The organism is Novilysobacter antarcticus (assembly GCF_019802285.1).
GTDB lineage: Bacteria > Pseudomonadota > Gammaproteobacteria > Xanthomonadales > Xanthomonadaceae > Novilysobacter > Novilysobacter antarcticus.
In genome coordinates, this window is record NZ_JAIEUJ010000001.1 from 48211 (window position 1) to 66092 (window position 17882).

Consider the following 17882-nt stretch of genomic DNA (forward strand, 5'->3'; position numbering starts at 1 on the left):
GAGAGACCGATGAGCATCGAACGTGCCGTAACCGCATTTGCCGGCGTGATGGTTCTGATCAGCGTGCTGCTGACCCAGCTGGTATCGCCACACTGGTGGTGGCTGACCGCATTCATCGGCTTCAACCTGCTGCAGTCCAGCTTTACCGGGTTCTGCCCTGCCGCGATGGTCATGCGCAAGCTGGGTGTCGGCAGGAACGCCGGGGGCGAGAGTTGCCCGCGTTGAGCCGGCTGACGGCGACCCACGCCAAGCGGGCTCGCTTGGTGATTGCCGGCGCGATGCTGGTGGCCCTGGCCGCGTGTGGCGGTGAGCCGGCGAGCCCGGATCGCGCGGCCCTGCCAAAGCTGCCGACGTTCATCGTCGCCGCCGACAGTGACGGGGCCAGCCGGAGCTGGGACGGCGTGGTGGAAGCCGTGCAGCAGGCGGAGCTGACCGCGCAGACCGCCGGACGCGTCACTGCGGTCAATGTGGACATCAACGATCGCGTTGCCGCCGGTGACGTGCTGCTGCGCCTGACCGCGGTCGAACAGCAGGCCGGGGCGAACACCGCGCGTGCGCAGTTGCGCGCCGCCGAGGCCGCCGTCGCGGAGGCCACTGCCAATTACCGCCGCCACGCCGCATTGGCCGAGGGCCAGTTCGTGTCCAGGGCGCAGCTGGACCAGGTGCGTGCCGCACGCGACAGCGCGGCGGCGGCGCGGGATGCCGCGCGCGCGCAACTCGCCCAGGCGGGCCAGCAAACCGAATACACCGTTGTAAGGGCGCCCTTTGCGGGCGTGGTCGACGCACGTCGGGTGGAACCGGGCGAGAGCGTTGCCCCCGGCCAGCCATTGCTGGCGATCCACGCCCCGGGGGCGCTGCGGATCCAGGTCCAGGTGCCACAGTCCGACGCCGCAGCGATCCGCGCGGCCGACCGTGCCCAGGTGCAACTCGCCGATGGTCGCGCGGTCGATGCCGAGGTGGCCGTGTACCCGGCAGCCGATCCACTCACCCACAGTGTGGGTGTGCGGGTAATGCTGCCGGAGCTGGACGACGCGCCGACGCCAGGGGTGACGGCCAAGGTCGTCTTCCCGATCGCTGGCGTGACGGATGCCGCACCCATACGAATTCCCCGGTCGGCGATCGCCCAGCGCGGCGAGCTCAGCAGCGTGTACGTGCTGTCGGATGACCGACTGGCACTGCGCCAGTTGCGGCTGGGGCGCCGCAGCGGTGACAGCGTCGAGGTCCTGGCCGGATTGACGCTGGGCGAGGAGGTCGTGTCCGACCCGACCCTGGCGGTCCAGGCCCTGGCGGCACAGCGCCGTGCCGATGGGGGTTTCGATGACTGACCACGCTGCCCTCGCGCCCGCACGGCTGGGCCTGTCGGGCTGGCTTGCCGCGAAGTTCCAGGCAAACCCTCTGACTCCGATCCTGGCGATCCTCGGCCTGTTGCTGGGCGTGGTCGCGGTGATGATCACGCCCAAGGAGGAAGAGCCGCAGATCGACGTGACCATGGCCAACGTGTTCGTGCCCTTCACGGGTGCCAGCGCGCGCGACGTCGAGCAGTTGGTCAGCTCGCCCCTGGAGCAGAAGCTGTCGGAGATCGAGGGCGTGAAACACGTCTACTCGATCAGTCGCCCGGGCATGGCGGTGCTGACGGTCGAATACACCGTCGGGGTCGAGCGCCAGGCCGCGATCGTGCGTCTCTACAATCAGGTGTTTTCCAATCAGGACTGGCTACCGCCCGGCCTGGGTGTCGGCCAGCCGTTGATCAAGCCCAAGGGCATTGACGATGTGCCGGTGATGGCGCTTACCGTGTGGACGGACGATCCTGGCCGCAGCGCGACCGACCTGGCGGAGGTCGCCCACACCCTGGAGACCGAACTCAAGCGGGTGCCGGGCACGCGGGATGTCTACACGCTCGGCGCGCCCGATCGTGTGGTCGCGGTCACCCTCGACCCGGCCAGCCTGTCGGCCTACGGCCTGACGGTGAACGACCTGATGCAGTCCCTGCAGGCGGCCAACGCGGTGCGCCATGTCGGCGAGCGCGTCGGCCCTGAGGGCGCGATCCCGGTGACTGCCGGCGATTTTCTTGTGGACGCCGATGCGGTCGCCGGGCTGGTGGTCGGGCTGCGTGACGGCAACCCCTTGCGCCTGTCGGACGTGGCCACCATCCGTGCCGGCGGGGACGTCGCCAGCCGCTACGCGTGGCATGGCAGTCCGCCCGGCAAGGACGGTCCCGCGAGCGGGATTGCGCCTGCGGTAACTATCGCCATCGCCAAGAAGCCCGGCAGCAATGCCTCCGACATCACCAACGGCATCATCGATCGGGTTGCCCAGCTGGAGGGCGAGGTGATCCCCCAAGGCGTGCATGTCAGTGTTACCCGCGACTACGGCCGCACCGCCAACGACAAGGCGCAGAAGCTGATCCAGAAGCTGGTGTTCGCGACCGGCTCGGTGGTGCTGTTGATCCTGTTCGTGCTGGGCTGGCGGGAGGCGCTGGTGGTGGGCAGCGCGGTCGTGCTGACCCTCGCCCTGACCCTGTTCGCGTCCTGGGCGATGGGCTTCACCCTCAACCGGGTGTCGCTGTTCGCACTGATCTTCTCGATCGGCATCCTGGTGGATGACGCCATCGTGGTGGTGGAAAACATTCACCGGCACATGGCGTTGCCGGGTCCGGACGGCAAGCCGCGAACGCTGTTCCAGGCCATCCCGCCGGCGGTCGATGAGGTTGGTGGGCCGACCATCCTGGCCACCTTCACGGTCATCGCCGCGTTGATGCCGATGGCGTTCGTGTCAGGGCTGATGGGACCGTACATGCGGCCGATCCCGATCAATGCCTCGGTGGGCATGTTCCTGTCGCTGGCGATCGCGCTGATCGTGACCCCGTGGCTGTCGCTGAAGCTGCTGCGCCGGCATGCACCGGATACGCCTGATCCGTCGGCCGGGCCGGACGCAAGTCCGGACTCACCCACGGCGCTTGCGCAGGACACGTTCCTGCACCGCTGGTTTGGCAAGCTGATGGATCCGTTCCTGGACCCGGACCGGGGCTCCGGCCGACGTGGGTGGCTGTTTGGCGGCATGGCATTGCTGGTGGTCGCGGCGGCGTCGCTGGCCGTCTTCCAGCTGGTGGTGATGAAGATGCTGCCGTTCGACAACAAGTCTGAATTCCAGGTCGTGGTCGATCTGCCGGAGGGCCGGACCCTGGAAGACACCAACGCCTTGCTGGTGGAGCTGGCTGCCACCCTGGACGGCGTGCCCGAAGTGCTGGATTACCAGGGTTACGCAGGCACCTCCGCACCGATGAACTTCAACGGGCTGGTCCGCCAGTATTTCCTGCGCAGCGGCAGTAACGTCGGCGATCTGCAGGTCAACCTGGTGGACAAGCACGAACGCAAACGCCAGAGCCACGAGATCGCGCGCGCGCTGAGGCCGGCGCTGGCCGCCATCGGCGAGAGTCACGGCGCGTCGGTCAAGGTCGTGGAAGTGCCGCCGGGGCCGCCCGTGCTCTCGCCGTTGGTTGCCGAGGTGTATGGGCCTGACTACCAGCGCAGCCGCGAGCTCGCACTGGAACTGGCGCAGCGCTTCCGCGCTACCGAGGGCGTGGTCGATGTGGATACCACCGTCGAAAGCACCGCGCCGCGCGAGACGCTGGTGATCGACCGCGCCCGTGCCGCGCGACTCGGCGTGCCTCAATCGGCGGTTGCCGACGCGCTGCAGGCCACGGTCAGCGGCATCGACGCGACCTGGGTCCATGACGGCGCATCCAAGTACCCGCGGCCGGTGCGACTGCGCCTGCCGCCTTCCGAGCAGGCCGGCGTGGATCGTCTGCTGGCGCTGCATGTCCGCGGTGGCGAGGGCCAACTGGTGCCGCTGTCCGAGCTGGTAAGCCTGCGGACGGGCCAGTGGGACGGGGCGATCCACCACAAGGACCTGCTGCCGGTGGTCTTCGTGACCGGCGATGAGGCCGGCAAACTGGACAGCCCGCTGTACGGCATGTTCGATCTGGTCGGCCAGCTCAGGCGCGATGCGGTGGGCGGCCAGAACATCGCCCAGACCTTCATCTCGCAGCCGGCGGACACCAGTGATTTCGCGATCAAATGGGACGGGGAGTGGCAGATCACGTACGAGACGTTCCGCGACATGGGCATCGCCTACGCCGCCGGCATGGTGCTGATCTACCTGCTGGTGGTCGCGCAATTCCGTAGCTATCTGGTACCGCTGGTGATCATGGCGCCGATTCCGCTGACCGTGATCGGCGTGATGCCCGGCCATGCCTTGCTGGGCGCGCAATTCACGGCGACCTCGATGATCGGGATGATCGCGCTGGCCGGCATCATCGTGCGCAACTCGATTTTGCTGGTGGATTTCATCAACCACTCCATCGATGCCGGGCGCTCGGTTGAACAGGCGGTGGTGGATGCCTGCGCCGTGCGGGCGAAACCAATCCTGCTCACCGGTGTGGCGGCGATGATGGGAGCGTTTTTCATCCTTGATGACCCGATCTTCAACGGGCTGGCGGTGTCGCTGATCTTCGGCATCCTGGTCAGCACCGCGCTCACGCTGGTGGTGATTCCATTGCTTTATTACACCCTGCTGCATTGGCAGCGGCGAAAGGAGGTCCACGCATGAGTTCTTCAACCACAGGCAACGCAGCGGAGGCGGTGCTGGTCGTCTGCCCCCATTGCCACTCACCCAATCGCGTGCCGGACGCCCGACTGGCCGAGGCGCCATCGTGTGGTCGCTGCCAGAAGGCGCTGTTCGACGGCAAGCCGGTGAGTCTGGGAGTGGACCATTTCGCCGCCCACATCAGTCGCGGTGGCCTGCCCGTGCTGGTGGATTTCTGGGCCCCGTGGTGCGGCCCCTGCAAGGTCATGGCGCCGCAGTTCGAGCTCGCGGCCGCCGAATTGGAGCCGTACGTGCGGCTGGCCAAGGTCGATACCCAGAGCGAGCCCACCCTGGCCCAGCAGTACGCCATCCGCAGCATTCCCACCCTGGCCTTGTTCAAGGGTGGCCGCGAGCTCGCGCGGCAGGCGGGGGCGATGTCGTCGGCCGACATCGTGCGCTGGACGCGGCAGCACCTGCCGGGGTAACCCGGGCCCCCGAACGCGACAGATGGCGGCGGGGCGCTCATCATGGGCCCTTGTTCACCGAAGGCGAATTGAGATGAAGTTTCCGTTTTCCAACGCCATTGCGATGAGATCCGCCACCATCGCGGTACTGACGGCATGTTCGCTGGCCGCCTGCGGTTACGCCGATCATGTCGATGTGACGGACGCTGTCACAACCATTCAGCCGGCCGCGAATGCGCTGCAGGCCGGCGCACATCCGATGGACACGGCTACGCCGGTCGCGGACGCCGGTGCGCCGACGCTGGAGGCAGCGATTTCGGGCCTGCGAGAGCCACGACCCGGGCTCTATACCGCAGGCCAGCCCGACGCCGCGGCATGGCAGGCGGCCGCCAGTGAAGGCGTCACCACGGTGATCAACCTGCGACCGGCTGCCGAGATGGGCGATCACGACGAAGCGGCCGAGGTCGCCGCGGCCGGGATGGTCTATCACCAGCTTCCCGTGGCCGGCGCAGGCGACATCACCATGGCCAACGCCACCGAACTCAGACGCCTGATCGATGAGGCTGCCGGCCCGGTCCTGGTCCACTGCGCGTCCGGCAACCGCGTCGGTGCGTTGCTGGCGCTGGGCGAGGCCGAGAGCGGCGCTGTCCCCGCCGAGCAGGCTTTGGCCTTTGGTCGCAGCGCCGGACTGGGCAGTCTTGAGCCGCGCGTGCGCGAAGTGATCGAAAGCGCACGCGCGGAGGCCTGCAAGGCCGACGCCAGTTGCTGATCCGTTTCCCGTCAGCGCCGGCTGACGTGACGCAAGCGCTGACATGTCGCCTGTGCAGTCGGGCAGCGGTGACGGCGTGACCGTACTTCCGCCCGCAGGCGGGTTGTAGAAACCTAGCGTTCCGCCGGATCGAAGATCTCGTTCAGTACGACGGCCAGCCGCGCACCACCCAGGCGCAGCTGCTGCTCTGCCACGGGCAGCCAGGACTGGACGTACTCGGCGCTGATCTTGCGGTTCTGCGGATAGAACCCCGGCTCGACGACGATCACGCACGACTGCTCCGCCCATTTCGCGGCGCGCAGTGCGAGCGGATCGGTGACCAGTGCCGCTGCCTGTGGGTCCGCGGGCAGGGCGCGCAACCGCTCCAGGTAGCGCACGTCATCCAGTCTGGTCGTGCCCAGCAGGCCGCTGTCCCACAGCTGGTGCAGATTGCTGCCCTTGCCGTCGAGATTCACCTGATACGTGTTGCCGCCCTTGTCCTCCGCATGGCCCGCATGCAGCGGTTGGTGCACATCGCCGACAAAGTGCACCAGGAACTTCAGCGCCCGGGTCCGGCTGGCCATCGGCAGGCTCTCGTCTGCCAACAGCGCGGCCTGGGCCGGAATCGCCTCGACCACGCAACTGCCCTCGGGGCAGTCCCGAGGCTCATCAAAGACACACTGGTCGCCGCCGATGTTGACGTAATGCCAGGCGGCGCTGAGCCGTCCCAGATCGGGGTCTGACGAGCGCAGGCGGTCGGCCCAGTTGGCGATGCCGGGCAGGGTGGGCTCCGGCTCGCCGTGCAGCAGCGGCTCGATCCGGGCCTGCGCCTGCGGAGTGAGCTGCTCCCAGGCCAGTTCGGCGACCAGGCGATGGCCTTGAGGACCCCATGCCGAGGCGACCGAGGGTGAAAGAAGAGCGAAGGCGAGGACGCCGTAGCAGATGGTGCGGAAAGCGGAGAATGGTTTCATGGACGACAGGGTATCCGCACCGGGCAGGAAAGGACCTGCCGCAAGTTGGCTGACGGCATTCCCGCGCGGTCGCACAAACCGGCGTTCCTTTCTCAGCGCCCGCCGGGTCCAGCGTGAATGGGCTAAAATGGGGGGCTTTATTCCCACACGTGCCCGTCAGGAGCCCTGCAATGGCGATCAAGGTTGGTATCAACGGTTTTGGCCGTATCGGACGCAACGTCCTGCGTTCGGCGATTGAGAATTTCGGCGATGACATCGAAGTGGTCGCGATCAACGACCTGCTGGAGCCGGATTACCTGGCCTACATGCTGCAGTACGACTCCGTCCACGGCCGTTTCAAGGGCGACGTCAAGGTCGAGGGCGACAACATCATCGTCAACGGCAAGCAGATCCGCCTGACCCAGGAGCGCGATCCGGCCAACCTGAAGTGGGGCGAGGTCGATGTGGACGTGGTAATCGAGTCCACCGGCCTGTTCCTGACCAAGGAAAGCGCCCAGAAGCACATCGATGCCGGCGCGAAGAAGGTGATCCTGTCGGCGCCGTCCAAGGACGACACTCCGATGTTTGTCTTCGGCGTCAACGACAAGAAGTACGCCGGTGAGGCGATCATCTCCAACGCATCGTGCACCACCAACTGCCTGGCACCGGTGGCCAAGGTGCTCAACGACAAGTGGGGCATCAAGCGTGGCCTGATGACCACCGTGCACGCGGCGACCGCGAGCCAGAAGGTCGTCGACGGTCCGTCCAACAAGGACTGGCGCGGCGGCCGCGGCATCCTGGAGAACATCATTCCGTCTTCCACCGGTGCGGCCAAGGCCGTCGGCGTGGTGATCCCGGAGCTGAACAAGAAGCTGACCGGCATGAGCTTCCGGGTCCCGACTTCCGACGTCTCCGTGGTCGACCTCACCGTCGAGCTGGAGAAGGGCGCGACGTACGAGGAAATCTGCGCGGAGATGAAGTCGCAGTCCGAAGGCGCGCTGAAGGGCATCCTGGGCTACACGACCGACATGGTGGTTGCGACCGATTTCCGTGGCGACACCCGTACCTCGATCTTCGATGCCGGCGCGGGCATCGCGATGGACGACACCTTCGTGAAGCTGGTGGCCTGGTACGACAACGAGTGGGGCTACTCGAACAAGTGCCTGGAGATGGTCAAGGTGGTGGCGAAGTAACCCGCACCATAACGGTTCTCGCAATTAAAAAGCCGGGCTTCGCGCCCGGCTTTTTTGTGCTTGCAGAAACCCGCCTGCGGAAATGCGCGCGCATGGACCGGCGCACGCAGACCCGCGCGCACAGACCTGCGCGGCGACCTCAACGGAACACGCCGTTTACTGCGTGGCTACTCGCGCTTCAACAAGGGGAGTTTGTTGGGCACGCCATCCCACTTCTCGGCGTCTTCCATCGGTGCGATCTTGCGGTCGATCACCGGCCAAAGCGGCGCCAGTTCAGCGTTGATGGCGAGGAAGTGCTCCTGCCCGAGCGGCACATCGTCCTCGGGATAGATCGCGCCCACGGGGCATTCGTCCACGCACAGGGTGCAGTCGATGCATTCGTCCGGGTCGATGACAAGGAAGTTGGGTCCCTCGTGGAAACAGTCGACCGGGCATACCTCGACACAATCGGTATGTTTGCAGTTGATGCAGTTTTCAGTAACGACGTGGGTCATGGGGTGTTCCAATCGTATTGCTTCCGGCAGCGCCATTGTCTCGCGGATCGAACATCGCTGCCCCTGACATGGATCAAGGCGATGGAGAGCCCGCGTACGGACAATTGTCGCCATCACCCCACCATATGGAGTCAGTACCAATGATCCGCAAGCTTTCCGCTGTTGCCCTGTTTGCCGTTGCCGGCGCGTTCGCCCTTCCGGCGATGGCTGCCGACTGCGCCGCCACGGTCGACAGCACCGACGCGATGCAGTTCACCACCAAAAGCCTGGAAGTGCCCGCGTCCTGCAAGGAGTTCAAGGTCACCCTGAAGCACGTGGGCAAGCTGCCCAAGAACGTGATGGGCCACAACTTCGTGCTCAGCAAGCCCGCCGACGTCAACGGCGTCAACGCCGATGGCATGAAGGCCGGTGCCGACGCCAATTACGTCAAGGCCGGTGATTCGCGCGTCATCGCCGCCAGCAAGCTGATCGGGGGCGGCGAGTCGACCACCGTCACCATCCCGGTGGCCAAGCTCAAGGCGGGCGAGGACTACACCTACTTCTGCTCGTTCCCCGGCCACGCCGCGCTCATGAAGGGCACCTTGACTCTGGCCAAATAAGCCACCATCTGTGGGAAGGGCGGCCCTGGCGGTCGCCCTTTTCCGCTTCAGGATCCAGGCACCGCTCATGTCCCGCGACACCACCCAACTCACCGAGCAGCAGTTGTCCGATCTGGTCGATCGCTTCTACGACAGGATCCAGGTCCATCCGACGCTGGGGCCGGTGTTCAACGCCGCCGTGGACGACTGGCCGGCACACAAGCAACTGCTGACCTCGTTCTGGTCGTCGGTCGCGCTGGGCACGCGCAGCTATCGCGGGAATCCGATGGCGCAACACCGCGGCCACGACATCCACGCCGGCCATTTCGACGAGTGGCTGGTGCTGTGGCGCGAAACCGCCGATGAAGTCCTCGACGCCGAACACGCCGCCCTTGTCCACGAGTACGCCAAACGCATCGGCCGCAGCCTCAAATACGGGCTGGGACTGCAGGAAGGCGTGCGTTCGCTGGAGCTGCCGATCGTCGGTGGTTGAGCGGTACTTGCTGCGGCTCGCGTTGCTGCAACGCCAAGGCAATCCCTGTGGTCCGCTCAGGCTTGTTTGCGGTCGGTTGGGCCAGGCCCGCTTTGATGCACCAGCGGTGGCACCGGCGTTGGCCGACCGTCGGGGTTCAGGGCGACCATCGTGAAGCGTCCGCGGGTCGCAAGCAGCGCTTCGCCCGTGTGCAGGTCCTCGCTATGCATCTCCACCTCGACCTGCAGTGACGTGCGTCCGGTCGCCACGATCCGCGCGACCAGTTGCACCAGTGCGCCCTGGTTGACCGCGGTGTGGAAGTCGACCTGTTCGGAGCGTGCGGTCACCACCGTGCAGCGAGCGTAGCGGGAGGCGGCGATAAAGGCCGCCTTGTCCATCCATGCCAGTGCCTGGCCGCCGAACAGCGTGCCCAGATGGTTGGTGTGATCGGGGAAAACAATCTCGGTCATGCGCGCTTCGGTGGCGGGCATGGTCTGGCTGTCAGTCATTGGTATCCGGCCTCAGCTGCACGATCCACGGGAACGGCCCGTGACAAGCGCACCGCAGTGATGGGGGTGGCGGCATCCTTGCCGCCGATAGGGTCGGTCCGTCTCCCCCTGTGGACTCCGCCACTGGTCGATGACGTTCCTGTCATCCCGCGGCTCCCTGCCCGTACCGGCATTCCTTTCCCGGTCGGCACTTCCCTGTCGCCGATGACGGCCGCATCCCTGCAGCGCGTGCATTCTTGCATTCCGTCATGACTCTGGCATGACGCCCCTGGGTTGTACTGACGCAGGTCTCAGAACGCCGCGTCGAACGCAACCTCGCCTTCCACACCGACCTGATAGGCCGACACGCGACGCTCGAAGAAGTTGGTCACTTCCTGGACGTCCTGCAGGTCCATGAAGCCGAACGGATTGGTCGCGCCGAAATGCCGCGGCATGCCCAACTGGCCCAGGCGCTGGTCGGCGCAATACTCCAGGTACTGGCGCATGTCCTTCAGTGAAAGCCCGGCAACGCCGCCCGACAGCGTGTCGCGGGCGAACTGCATCTCGCACTCCACCGCCTCGGTCAGCATCTGCACGACATCCCTCTGCAGGCCCTCATCGAACAGCTCGGGCTCCTCCTTGCGGACCGTGTGGATGACTTCGAAGGCGAACGCCATATGGCAGCTCTCGTCGCGGAACACCCAGTTGGTGCCCGAAGCCAGCCCGTGCAGCAGTCCGCGCGAGCGCAGGTAATAGACGTAGGCGAACGCGCCAAAGAAGAACAGGCCCTCGATGCAGGCGGCGAAGCAGATCAGGTTGAGCAGGAACTGGCGGCGCTGCGCGCGGGTCTCGATGCGCTTGAGGTCCTGGATGGAATCAATCCACTTGAAGCAGAACTCGGCCTTGGCGCGGATGGAGGGGATGTTCTCCACCGCGGCAAACGCCTCGGTGCGTGCCTTGTCGTCGGGCAGGTAGGTGTCCAGCAGGGTGAGGTAGAACTGCACGTGCAGCGCCTCCTCGTAGAGCTGGCGCGACAGGTACATGCGTGCCTCTGGCGCGTTGATGTGCTGATAGAGGTTGAGCACCAGGTTGTTGGCGACGATCGAATCGCCGGTCGCGAAGAATGCGACCAGACGCTCCACCAGATGGCGCTCGGCCGGCCCGAGCTTGCCGCGCAGGTCGTTGAGGTCCAGCGAGAAGTCGACTTCCTCCACCGTCCAGGTGTTGCGGATCGCGTCGCGATACATCGCGTAGAACTGCGGGTAGCGCATCGGGCGCAGTGTGAGGTCGAAACCGGGGTCGAGCAGGTGTTGGGTGGTCATGCGGATTCCTTGCAAATGCGGGACATGCGGTTGGGCCTACTGGCAGGACTCGCAGCTCTCGGGGTTTTCCAGCGAGCAGGCGATCGCGTCGGCGTCGGGCGTTGGCGCGGGCGCGGGCGCGCTGACGGTGGACTTGGCGATCCGGGTCGCCGGCCGGGAGCGCAGGTAGTAGGTCGTCTTCAGTCCCTTTTTCCACGCGTACATGTACATCGATGCCAGCTGGCCGATGTTCGGGCTCTCGATGAACAGGTTGAGCGACTGGCTCTGATCGATGAAGGCACCGCGATCGGCCGCCATGTCGATCAGCGAGCGCATTGGCAGCTCCCAGGCGGTGCGATAGATCTGTCGCAGCGATTCGGGGATCGCCGTGATGCCCTGGATCGAACCGTCGGCCATCTTCACTGCGTCGCGCAGTTCGGCAGTCCACAGGCCCAGTGTCTTGAGCTCCTCGACCAGGTATTTATTGATCACCAGGAAGTCGCCGGACAGGGTTTCGCGCTTGAACAGGTTGGACACCTGCGGCTCGATGCACTCGTAGCAGCCGGCGATCGAAGCGATCGTTGCGGTCGGCGCGATCGCGATCAGCAGCGAGTTGCGCAGGCCGTGTTGGCGGATGCGCGTGCGCAGCTCGTCCCAGCGGGCCGGGTCGGTCGGTGTCACGTTCCAGGCTTCGAACTGCAGCTCGCCGACCGAGGCGCGGGTGTCGGCGAAGGACGGGTGCGGTGCCTGCTCCACGGCCAGCTCGCAGGAGGCGGACAGGGCGTGGAAGTAGATCTCCTCCGCGATCCGTCGGGACAGCGCGCGCGCCGGCTCGGAATCGAACGGCAGGCGGAGTTTGAAGAACACGTCCTGCAGCCCCATCGCGCCCAGTCCGACAGGACGCCACTTCAGGTTGGCGTGGCGCGCGGTGTCGATCGGGTAGAAGTTCAGGTCGATCACCCGGTCGAGCTGGCGCACGGCCAGGCGCACCGTTTCTGCGAGCTTGTCGAAGTCGAAGCGGGCCAGATCGCCGGCGCTGCCGTCCTCGATGTGGTGAGCGAGGTTGATGGAGCCCAGGTTGCAGACCGCGGTCTCGTCCTGCGAGGTGACCTCCAGGATCTCGGTGCACAGGTTGGACAGGTGCACCACGTTGCCATCGCGCAGGGTCTGGTTGCAGGCGCGGTTGGACTTGTCCTTGAAGTTCATCCAGCCATTGCCGGTCTGGGCGAGGGTGCGAATCATGCGGGTGTACAGATCGCGCGCCTTGACCTGTCGCGTCGCCAGCCCTGCCGCTTCGGCGGCGCGGTAGGCCTGATCGAAGGCCTCGCCGAAAAGGTCGGTCAGCCGGGTGCCGTTGCGGGCCAGCACGGCGGGGTCGAACAGCGACCACATCGCATTGGCCTCGACCCGACGCATGAACTCGTCCGGGATCCAGTTGGCGAGATTGAGGTTGTGGGTGCGGCGGGCGTCCTCGCCGGTGTTGTCACGCAGCTCCAGGAATTCCTCCACGTCGGCGTGCCACGGCTCCAGATACACGCAGGCCGCGCCCTTGCGCTTGCCGCCCTGGTTGACCGCCGCGACCGAGGCGTCCAGCGTTTTCAGCCATGGCACGATGCCGTTGCTCAGCCCGTTGGTGGAGCGTATGAGCGAGCCGCGCGAGCGCACACGGCTGTAGGACAGGCCGATGCCACCGCTGAATTTGCTCAACTTCGCCACGTCCATGTAGCGACGGTAGATCGCCTCCAGCGAGTCCTCCGGCGAGTCCAACAGGAAGCAGCTTGAGAGCTGCTCGTGGGTGGTGCCGGCATTGAACAGCGTCGGCGAACTGGGGATGTAGTCCAGCTGGGCCATGCGCCGGTACAGCGCCAACGCATCGGCGACGTCCTCGCTGAGCGCGCAGGCGATGCGCAGGAAGAACTGCTGCGGTGTCTCGATGACGGTCCGCGCAGTGGGGTGGCGCAACAGGTAGCGGTCGTACACCGTGCGCATGCCGAAATAGTCGAAACGGGCGTTGAGGCCGTTGTCGATCGCGTCGTTGAGCTTGCGTGCGTTGGCCTGGACGAAGTCCATCAGGCGCTGGTTGATCAGGCCCAGATCAAAGCCGCGCTGGACCGACTGCGAGAATGCGTTGATGTCGATCGCCGCGACCTCTTTCTCGATCACGCCGGCGAGCAGGCGCGCGGCGAGACGGCCGTACTCGGGTTCCTCGGCGGTGAGCAGGGCGGCGGTGCGGATCGACAGCTCGTCCAGCTCGGATGTGGTCGCGCCGTCATACAGCCCGGAGATGGTGCGGGTGGCCACGCGCATCGGGTCGACCGCGTAAAGATCCTCGCTGCAGCGGGCAACCGCGCGCACGATCTTGTTGAGGTCCACCGGCTCGCGGCCGCCGTTGCGCTTGGTCACCTGCATGCTCATGGCGGTGGCTGGCGGGGTCAGCGAGAAGCCCGGTGAGGCATCCCTGTCGGCCTCCTGCCGCTCGGGCAGGCCGGAAGCCTCCTGGGCGCTGTGCGCGATGGGGTTGGCATCAACGGATGCGGCGCCGGAAACCCCGGCGTTGGGCTCCGCGAGTGCGGTGGCGTGGTCTGGCTGGGTCATTGAACAGCTCCGGTGCAGGGCGCACGGTCGTCGCCCTTCCCTCGAAGGTCGACGCGCGGAAGCAGTCCACGACCCCGGCGCCGCGGACAGGCGGCGTCGGACGGCGCGGCCATGCCCCCGCGGGCATCGGGTTTTCGGGCGGAGATATCGCGGTGTCGTGCGGCGCCAATCCGACGCGCGCCCACACGTCCTGTGGCCGTGTGACGACACCGGCCGTCTTCCCCCGAAGACTCGCAGGCCGGTCACCGCGCGGTGTGCTTCGCGCGGCTGTCGGCAGGTCTTCGGGCTCTGGACACGGACGGGCGGTAACAGCCCTTCCACCTACTGGTCGTCGCTTCCCAAGGCAGGGCGCCCCAGTGCAATGACGACGTTCGTTTCCAATTACCGCTGCGGGGCAGCGCCGGATTCCCACCGGCTTCCCGTTTTAAGCCAACCGCGAGGTCGGCACCGACCGGCACAACATAGTGGGGGTTTGTCGATCCGTCAACACGATATGTGGGGTTTTTGTGCGGGCGCCCTGATCCTCATGCCCTTCCAATCGCCGCCTCGCCCCGCGACAATGCCGTCCTTCGCCAGCCGGCCTTCGCGCCAGGAGTCTTCCGTGTCCATCCTCCGTATGTCCGAACTCGACCTTGCCGGCAAGCGTGTGCTGATCCGCGAGGACCTCAACGTGCCGATTGATGACGATGGCGCGATCACCTCCGACCAGCGCATCACTGCGGCGCTTCCCACCCTGCGCATGGCGCTGGAGAAGGGCGCGGCGGTGATGGTGATGTCCCACCGCGGACGTCCGACCGAGGGCCAGTGGAGCGAGGGCGACTCGCTGGCCCCGGTGGCGGCGCGGTTGTCGGACCTGCTGGGCATGGATGTGCCCCTGATCAAGGACTGGCTGGACGGTGTCGAGGTCGCGCCTGGCCAGCTGGTGCTGCTGGAAAACTGCCGCATGAACGTCGGCGAGAAAGCCGATGACGAGGCGCTGGCCAAGCGCTATGCGGCCCTGTGCGACGTTTTCGTGATGGACGCTTTCGGCACGGCCCATCGCGCCCAGGCCTCGACCCACGGCGTAATCCGGCAGGCCAGGGTCGCCGCCGGCGGACCGTTGCTGATGGCCGAGCTGGACGCGCTGGCCAAGGCCCTGCATCAACCGGCGCGGCCGCTGCTGGCCATCGTTGCCGGCTCCAAGGTCAGTACCAAGCTCGAGCTGCTGTCCTCGTTGGTCGGCAAGGTCGACCAGCTGATTGTCGGCGGCGGCATCGCCAATACCTTCATCGCGGCGATGGGCCACGGCGTCGGCAAGTCGCTGGTGGAGATGGACCTGCTGGACACCGCCCGCCAGATCATCCAGGACGCCAAGGCACGGGGCGCGGACATTCCGCTACCCAGCGACGTCGTGGTTGCTCCGACCTTTGCCGCCGATGCCCCGGCAACCGTGAAAGCGGTGGACGCTGTCGGCCCCGACGACATGATCCTCGACATCGGTCCGGACACCGCCGAGCGGTATGCGGCAATGATCGCGCAGTCCGGCACCGTGGTCTGGAACGGCCCGGTCGGCGTGTTCGAATTCGAGGCATTCAGCCACGGTACCCGCGCGCTGGCCGAGGCGATCGCGGCGAGCCCGGCGTTCTCCATCGCCGGTGGCGGCGACACCCTGGCCGCGGTCGATAAGTACGGCATCGCCGACCGGGTCGACTACATCTCCACCGGTGGTGGCGCGTTCCTGGAATTCCTGGAAGGCAAGGAGCTGCCGGCCGTAAGTGCGCTGCAGGCACGCAGCTGAGCACTCCCGTGTTGCACGCCAGCCACATGCCGGGCGACACTGGAGCCAAGCCCACGCTGTTCCTCGACATGGACGGCACCCTGATCGACTCCGCCGTCGGCATCACCCGCTGCGTCGCCCACGCGTTGACGCAGATGGCGGTGCCGGTGCCGCCGCAAGCCGAGGTGCGGCGGTGGATCGGCCCGTCCCTGCGGACCAGTTTCACTCCGCTGCTGCGCGACCCCGCCCAGGTTGAACGAGCGGTCGAGCACTACCGGGTGCGCTTCGAAAGTGACGGCTGGGTCGCCGAGGTAATCTCGGATTTACACGCTGCCGGCCATCAACTGGCCGTCGTCACCGCGAAGAACGAGCCCCACGCACGCAAGATCGTCGATCACCTGCCGTTCGGCCATCTTTTTGACGACGTCATCGGTGCAACCGTCGATGGCCGCATCAGCGACAAGCCGGACCTGATCGCCGAAGCCCTGAACCGTCTCGACCTCGCGCCGGGCCAGTGCTGGATGATCGGTGACCGTCACATGGACATCGAAGGTGCCCGCCACCACGGCATGCGCAACATCGGCGTTCTGTGGGGCTTCGGCGGCGAGGCGGAACTGCGCGCTGCCGGGGCCGAGCACCTTCCCCACATGCCGGCCGATATTCCCGCGCTGCTTGCGGGATGAGTCACGGCTCGATGGTGCGATTCGGCCGGCCCCGCAGCCGGTGAAATGCCATATTCCAATCGTGCTAGCGTCCACGGCTTGACCCGCACGGAATCGATGTCCATGGCCGCGCTGCTGCGACGCACCAAGATCCTCGCCACCCTCGGCCCCGCCACCGACGCGCCGGGAGTGCTGGATGCGCTCATCGCCGCGGGCGTGGACGTGGTCCGGCTCAACTTCTCCCACGGCGATCCTGATTCGCACCGCGCACGCGCCGAAGCGGTGCGGGCCGCCGGGCAGCGCCTGGGGCGGGAAGTCGGGATCCTGGTGGACCTGCCCGGTCCAAAAATCCGCATCGGCCAGTTCGAGGATGGGAAGGTCGTGCTGACGGCTGGCGAGCGTTTCGACCTGATCGCCCGTGATGACGTCGCCCCTGGAACCAACCGCGAGGTCGGCGTCAGCTACCTGGGCCTGCCGGGCGATGTCGCTCCTGGCGACGTGTTGTTGCTGGATGACGGCATGATGCAGCTGCGCGTGACCGCGGTGGATGGCCAGCGCATCGCCACCCAGGTGCTCAACGACGGCGAGCTGTCGGACCGCAAGGGGCTGAACAAGCAGGGCGGGGGACTGTCATTGGGCGCGCTCACCGAACATGACGCGGTGTTAATTGGGATTGCCGCGCAGATGGACGCGGACTTCATCGCCGTCTCGTTCTGCCGCACCGCCGACGACATGCAGCAGGCGCGCCACCTGGCCCGCGCCGCCGGCAGCGACGCCTACCTGGTGGCCAAGATCGAGCGCGCCGAGGCGATCGAGAACCTGGGCGACATCATCGATTCCAGTGACGTGGTGATGGTGGCGCGTGGCGATCTCGGGGTGGAGATCGGCGATGCCGAGCTGCCAGGCCTGCAGAAGAAGATCATCCGCGAATCGCTGGCCCGGCACCGCGTGGTGATTACCGCCACCCAGATGCTGCAGTCGATGGTGGAGAGCCCGATCCCGACCCGGGCCGAGGTGCTGGACGTCGCCAACGCGGTCATCGATGGCACCGATGCGGTGATGCTTTCGGCCGAGTCCGCCGCGGGCCGCTATCCAGTGCGTGCGGTTGAGGCGCTGGCGCGGATCTGCCTGGGCGCCGAGCGTCAGTTCGACCATGACACCGACTTTGAAGCCGCGCCGCGCAACCTGCAGCGCGCCGACCAGGCGATCGCGATGGCGGCGATGTTCGTCTCCGAGCACATCGATGTGCGCGCGATTGTTGCGATCACCGAGTCCGGCGGCACCGCGGGCTTTCTGTCCCGGTTCCGCTCGCCGGTGCCGATTTTCGGCCTGTCGCGGCATCCGGGCACCCGCCGCAAGATGGCCATGATGCGCGGCGTGATCCCGCTGGATTTCGACAGTCGCGGCATGGATACCCGCGATGCGGTACGCAACGGCGTGCGCATGCTTTTCGACGCCGACCAGTTGGCTGTCGGCGAGCGGGTCATCTTCACCAGCGGCGACCACATGGAACACCGTGGCGCGACCAATACCCTGCGTCTGGTGCTGGTGGGCGATGCGGGCAGTTCCGAGGGCCTGGGCGAGTTGTAGGGCACCG

The 17882-nt window shown here is 66.4% G+C and carries 16 protein-coding genes and 1 riboswitch; of the genes, 11 read left to right on the top strand and 5 right to left on the bottom strand.

Annotation, left to right across the window (positions count from 1 at the left end; all coding sequences use genetic code 11):
- Positions 1-9 precede the first annotated feature (9 nt).
- From KZ491_RS00230 to KZ491_RS00250, 5 genes are all read left to right on the top strand, one after another.
- The gene (locus KZ491_RS00230; protein WP_043957848.1) at positions 10-225 is read left to right on the top strand and encodes a YgaP family membrane protein; all 216 of its coding nucleotides are present in this window, start codon (positions 10-12) and stop codon (positions 223-225) included.
- Complete coding sequence (locus KZ491_RS00235; RefSeq protein ID WP_246606432.1) at positions 222-1325, top strand: efflux RND transporter periplasmic adaptor subunit; 1104 nt, start codon at positions 222-224, stop codon at positions 1323-1325. The genes KZ491_RS00230 and KZ491_RS00235 overlap by 4 nt, the downstream gene beginning before the upstream one ends.
- Positions 1318-4608: an efflux RND transporter permease subunit gene (locus KZ491_RS00240; protein ID WP_222563889.1), complete on the top strand. Its 3291-nt coding sequence runs from the start codon at positions 1318-1320 to the stop codon at positions 4606-4608. The genes KZ491_RS00235 and KZ491_RS00240 overlap by 8 nt, the downstream gene beginning before the upstream one ends.
- The gene (gene trxC, locus KZ491_RS00245) at positions 4605-5069 is read left to right on the top strand and encodes a thioredoxin TrxC (RefSeq protein ID WP_222563890.1); all 465 of its coding nucleotides are present in this window, start codon (positions 4605-4607) and stop codon (positions 5067-5069) included. The genes KZ491_RS00240 and trxC overlap by 4 nt, the downstream gene beginning before the upstream one ends.
- Before the next feature lie 73 nt (positions 5070-5142).
- Positions 5143-5817 (top strand): protein tyrosine phosphatase family protein, encoded by a 675-nt coding sequence (locus KZ491_RS00250; RefSeq protein WP_222563891.1) that lies wholly within the window; start codon positions 5143-5145, stop codon positions 5815-5817.
- Positions 5818-5930: 113 nt separating this feature from the next.
- Here KZ491_RS00250 and KZ491_RS00255 read toward each other — a convergent pair whose 3' ends face one another.
- The gene (locus tag KZ491_RS00255) at positions 5931-6767 is read right to left on the bottom strand and encodes a S1/P1 nuclease (protein ID WP_222563892.1); all 837 of its coding nucleotides are present in this window, start codon (positions 6765-6767) and stop codon (positions 5931-5933) included.
- 170 nt (positions 6768-6937) lie between these two features.
- On the opposite strand from KZ491_RS00255, the gene gap reads away from it, so the two are divergent.
- Entirely contained in the window at positions 6938-7939 is a 1002-nt protein-coding gene (gene gap, locus KZ491_RS00260) for a type I glyceraldehyde-3-phosphate dehydrogenase (protein ID WP_222563893.1), read from the top strand.
- A 167-nt stretch (positions 7940-8106) separates the two neighbouring features.
- Here gap and fdxA read toward each other — a convergent pair whose 3' ends face one another.
- The gene (gene fdxA / locus KZ491_RS00265; protein ID WP_222563894.1) at positions 8107-8433 is read right to left on the bottom strand and encodes a ferredoxin FdxA; all 327 of its coding nucleotides are present in this window, start codon (positions 8431-8433) and stop codon (positions 8107-8109) included.
- A gap of 140 nt (positions 8434-8573) precedes the next feature.
- Between fdxA and azu the strand changes: the two genes are divergently transcribed.
- Complete coding sequence (gene azu / locus KZ491_RS00270) at positions 8574-9032, top strand: azurin (RefSeq protein ID WP_222563895.1); 459 nt, start codon at positions 8574-8576, stop codon at positions 9030-9032.
- A 67-nt stretch (positions 9033-9099) separates the two neighbouring features.
- Complete coding sequence (locus tag KZ491_RS00275; RefSeq protein WP_222563896.1) at positions 9100-9504, top strand: group III truncated hemoglobin; 405 nt, start codon at positions 9100-9102, stop codon at positions 9502-9504.
- A 56-nt stretch (positions 9505-9560) separates the two neighbouring features.
- Here KZ491_RS00275 and KZ491_RS00280 read toward each other — a convergent pair whose 3' ends face one another.
- The 3 genes from KZ491_RS00280 to KZ491_RS00290 form a co-directional block, all read right to left on the bottom strand.
- The gene (locus KZ491_RS00280) at positions 9561-9992 is read right to left on the bottom strand and encodes an acyl-CoA thioesterase (protein WP_222563897.1); all 432 of its coding nucleotides are present in this window, start codon (positions 9990-9992) and stop codon (positions 9561-9563) included.
- Positions 9993-10282: 290 nt separating this feature from the next.
- Entirely contained in the window at positions 10283-11293 is a 1011-nt protein-coding gene (locus tag KZ491_RS00285) for a ribonucleotide-diphosphate reductase subunit beta (RefSeq protein WP_222563898.1), read from the bottom strand.
- Between the two features lie 36 nt (positions 11294-11329).
- Complete coding sequence (locus KZ491_RS00290) at positions 11330-13681, bottom strand: ribonucleoside-diphosphate reductase subunit alpha (RefSeq protein WP_222564660.1); 2352 nt, start codon at positions 13679-13681, stop codon at positions 11330-11332.
- Positions 13682-14122: 441 nt separating this feature from the next.
- Positions 14123-14334, bottom strand: a riboswitch (cobalamin riboswitch).
- A 134-nt stretch (positions 14335-14468) separates the two neighbouring features.
- On the opposite strand from KZ491_RS00290, the gene KZ491_RS00295 reads away from it, so the two are divergent.
- The 3 genes from KZ491_RS00295 (at position 14469) to pyk (ending at position 17875) form a co-directional block, all read left to right on the top strand.
- Complete coding sequence (locus KZ491_RS00295; protein ID WP_222563899.1) at positions 14469-15644, top strand: phosphoglycerate kinase; 1176 nt, start codon at positions 14469-14471, stop codon at positions 15642-15644.
- 26 nt (positions 15645-15670) lie between these two features.
- On the top strand, positions 15671-16306 hold the full coding sequence (locus KZ491_RS00300; protein ID WP_222564661.1) for an HAD hydrolase-like protein: 636 nt from the start codon (positions 15671-15673) through the stop codon (positions 16304-16306).
- Between the two features lie 102 nt (positions 16307-16408).
- Positions 16409-17875 (top strand): pyruvate kinase, encoded by a 1467-nt coding sequence (gene pyk, locus KZ491_RS00305; protein WP_222563900.1) that lies wholly within the window; start codon positions 16409-16411, stop codon positions 17873-17875.
- Positions 17876-17882: the final 7 nt, after the last annotated feature.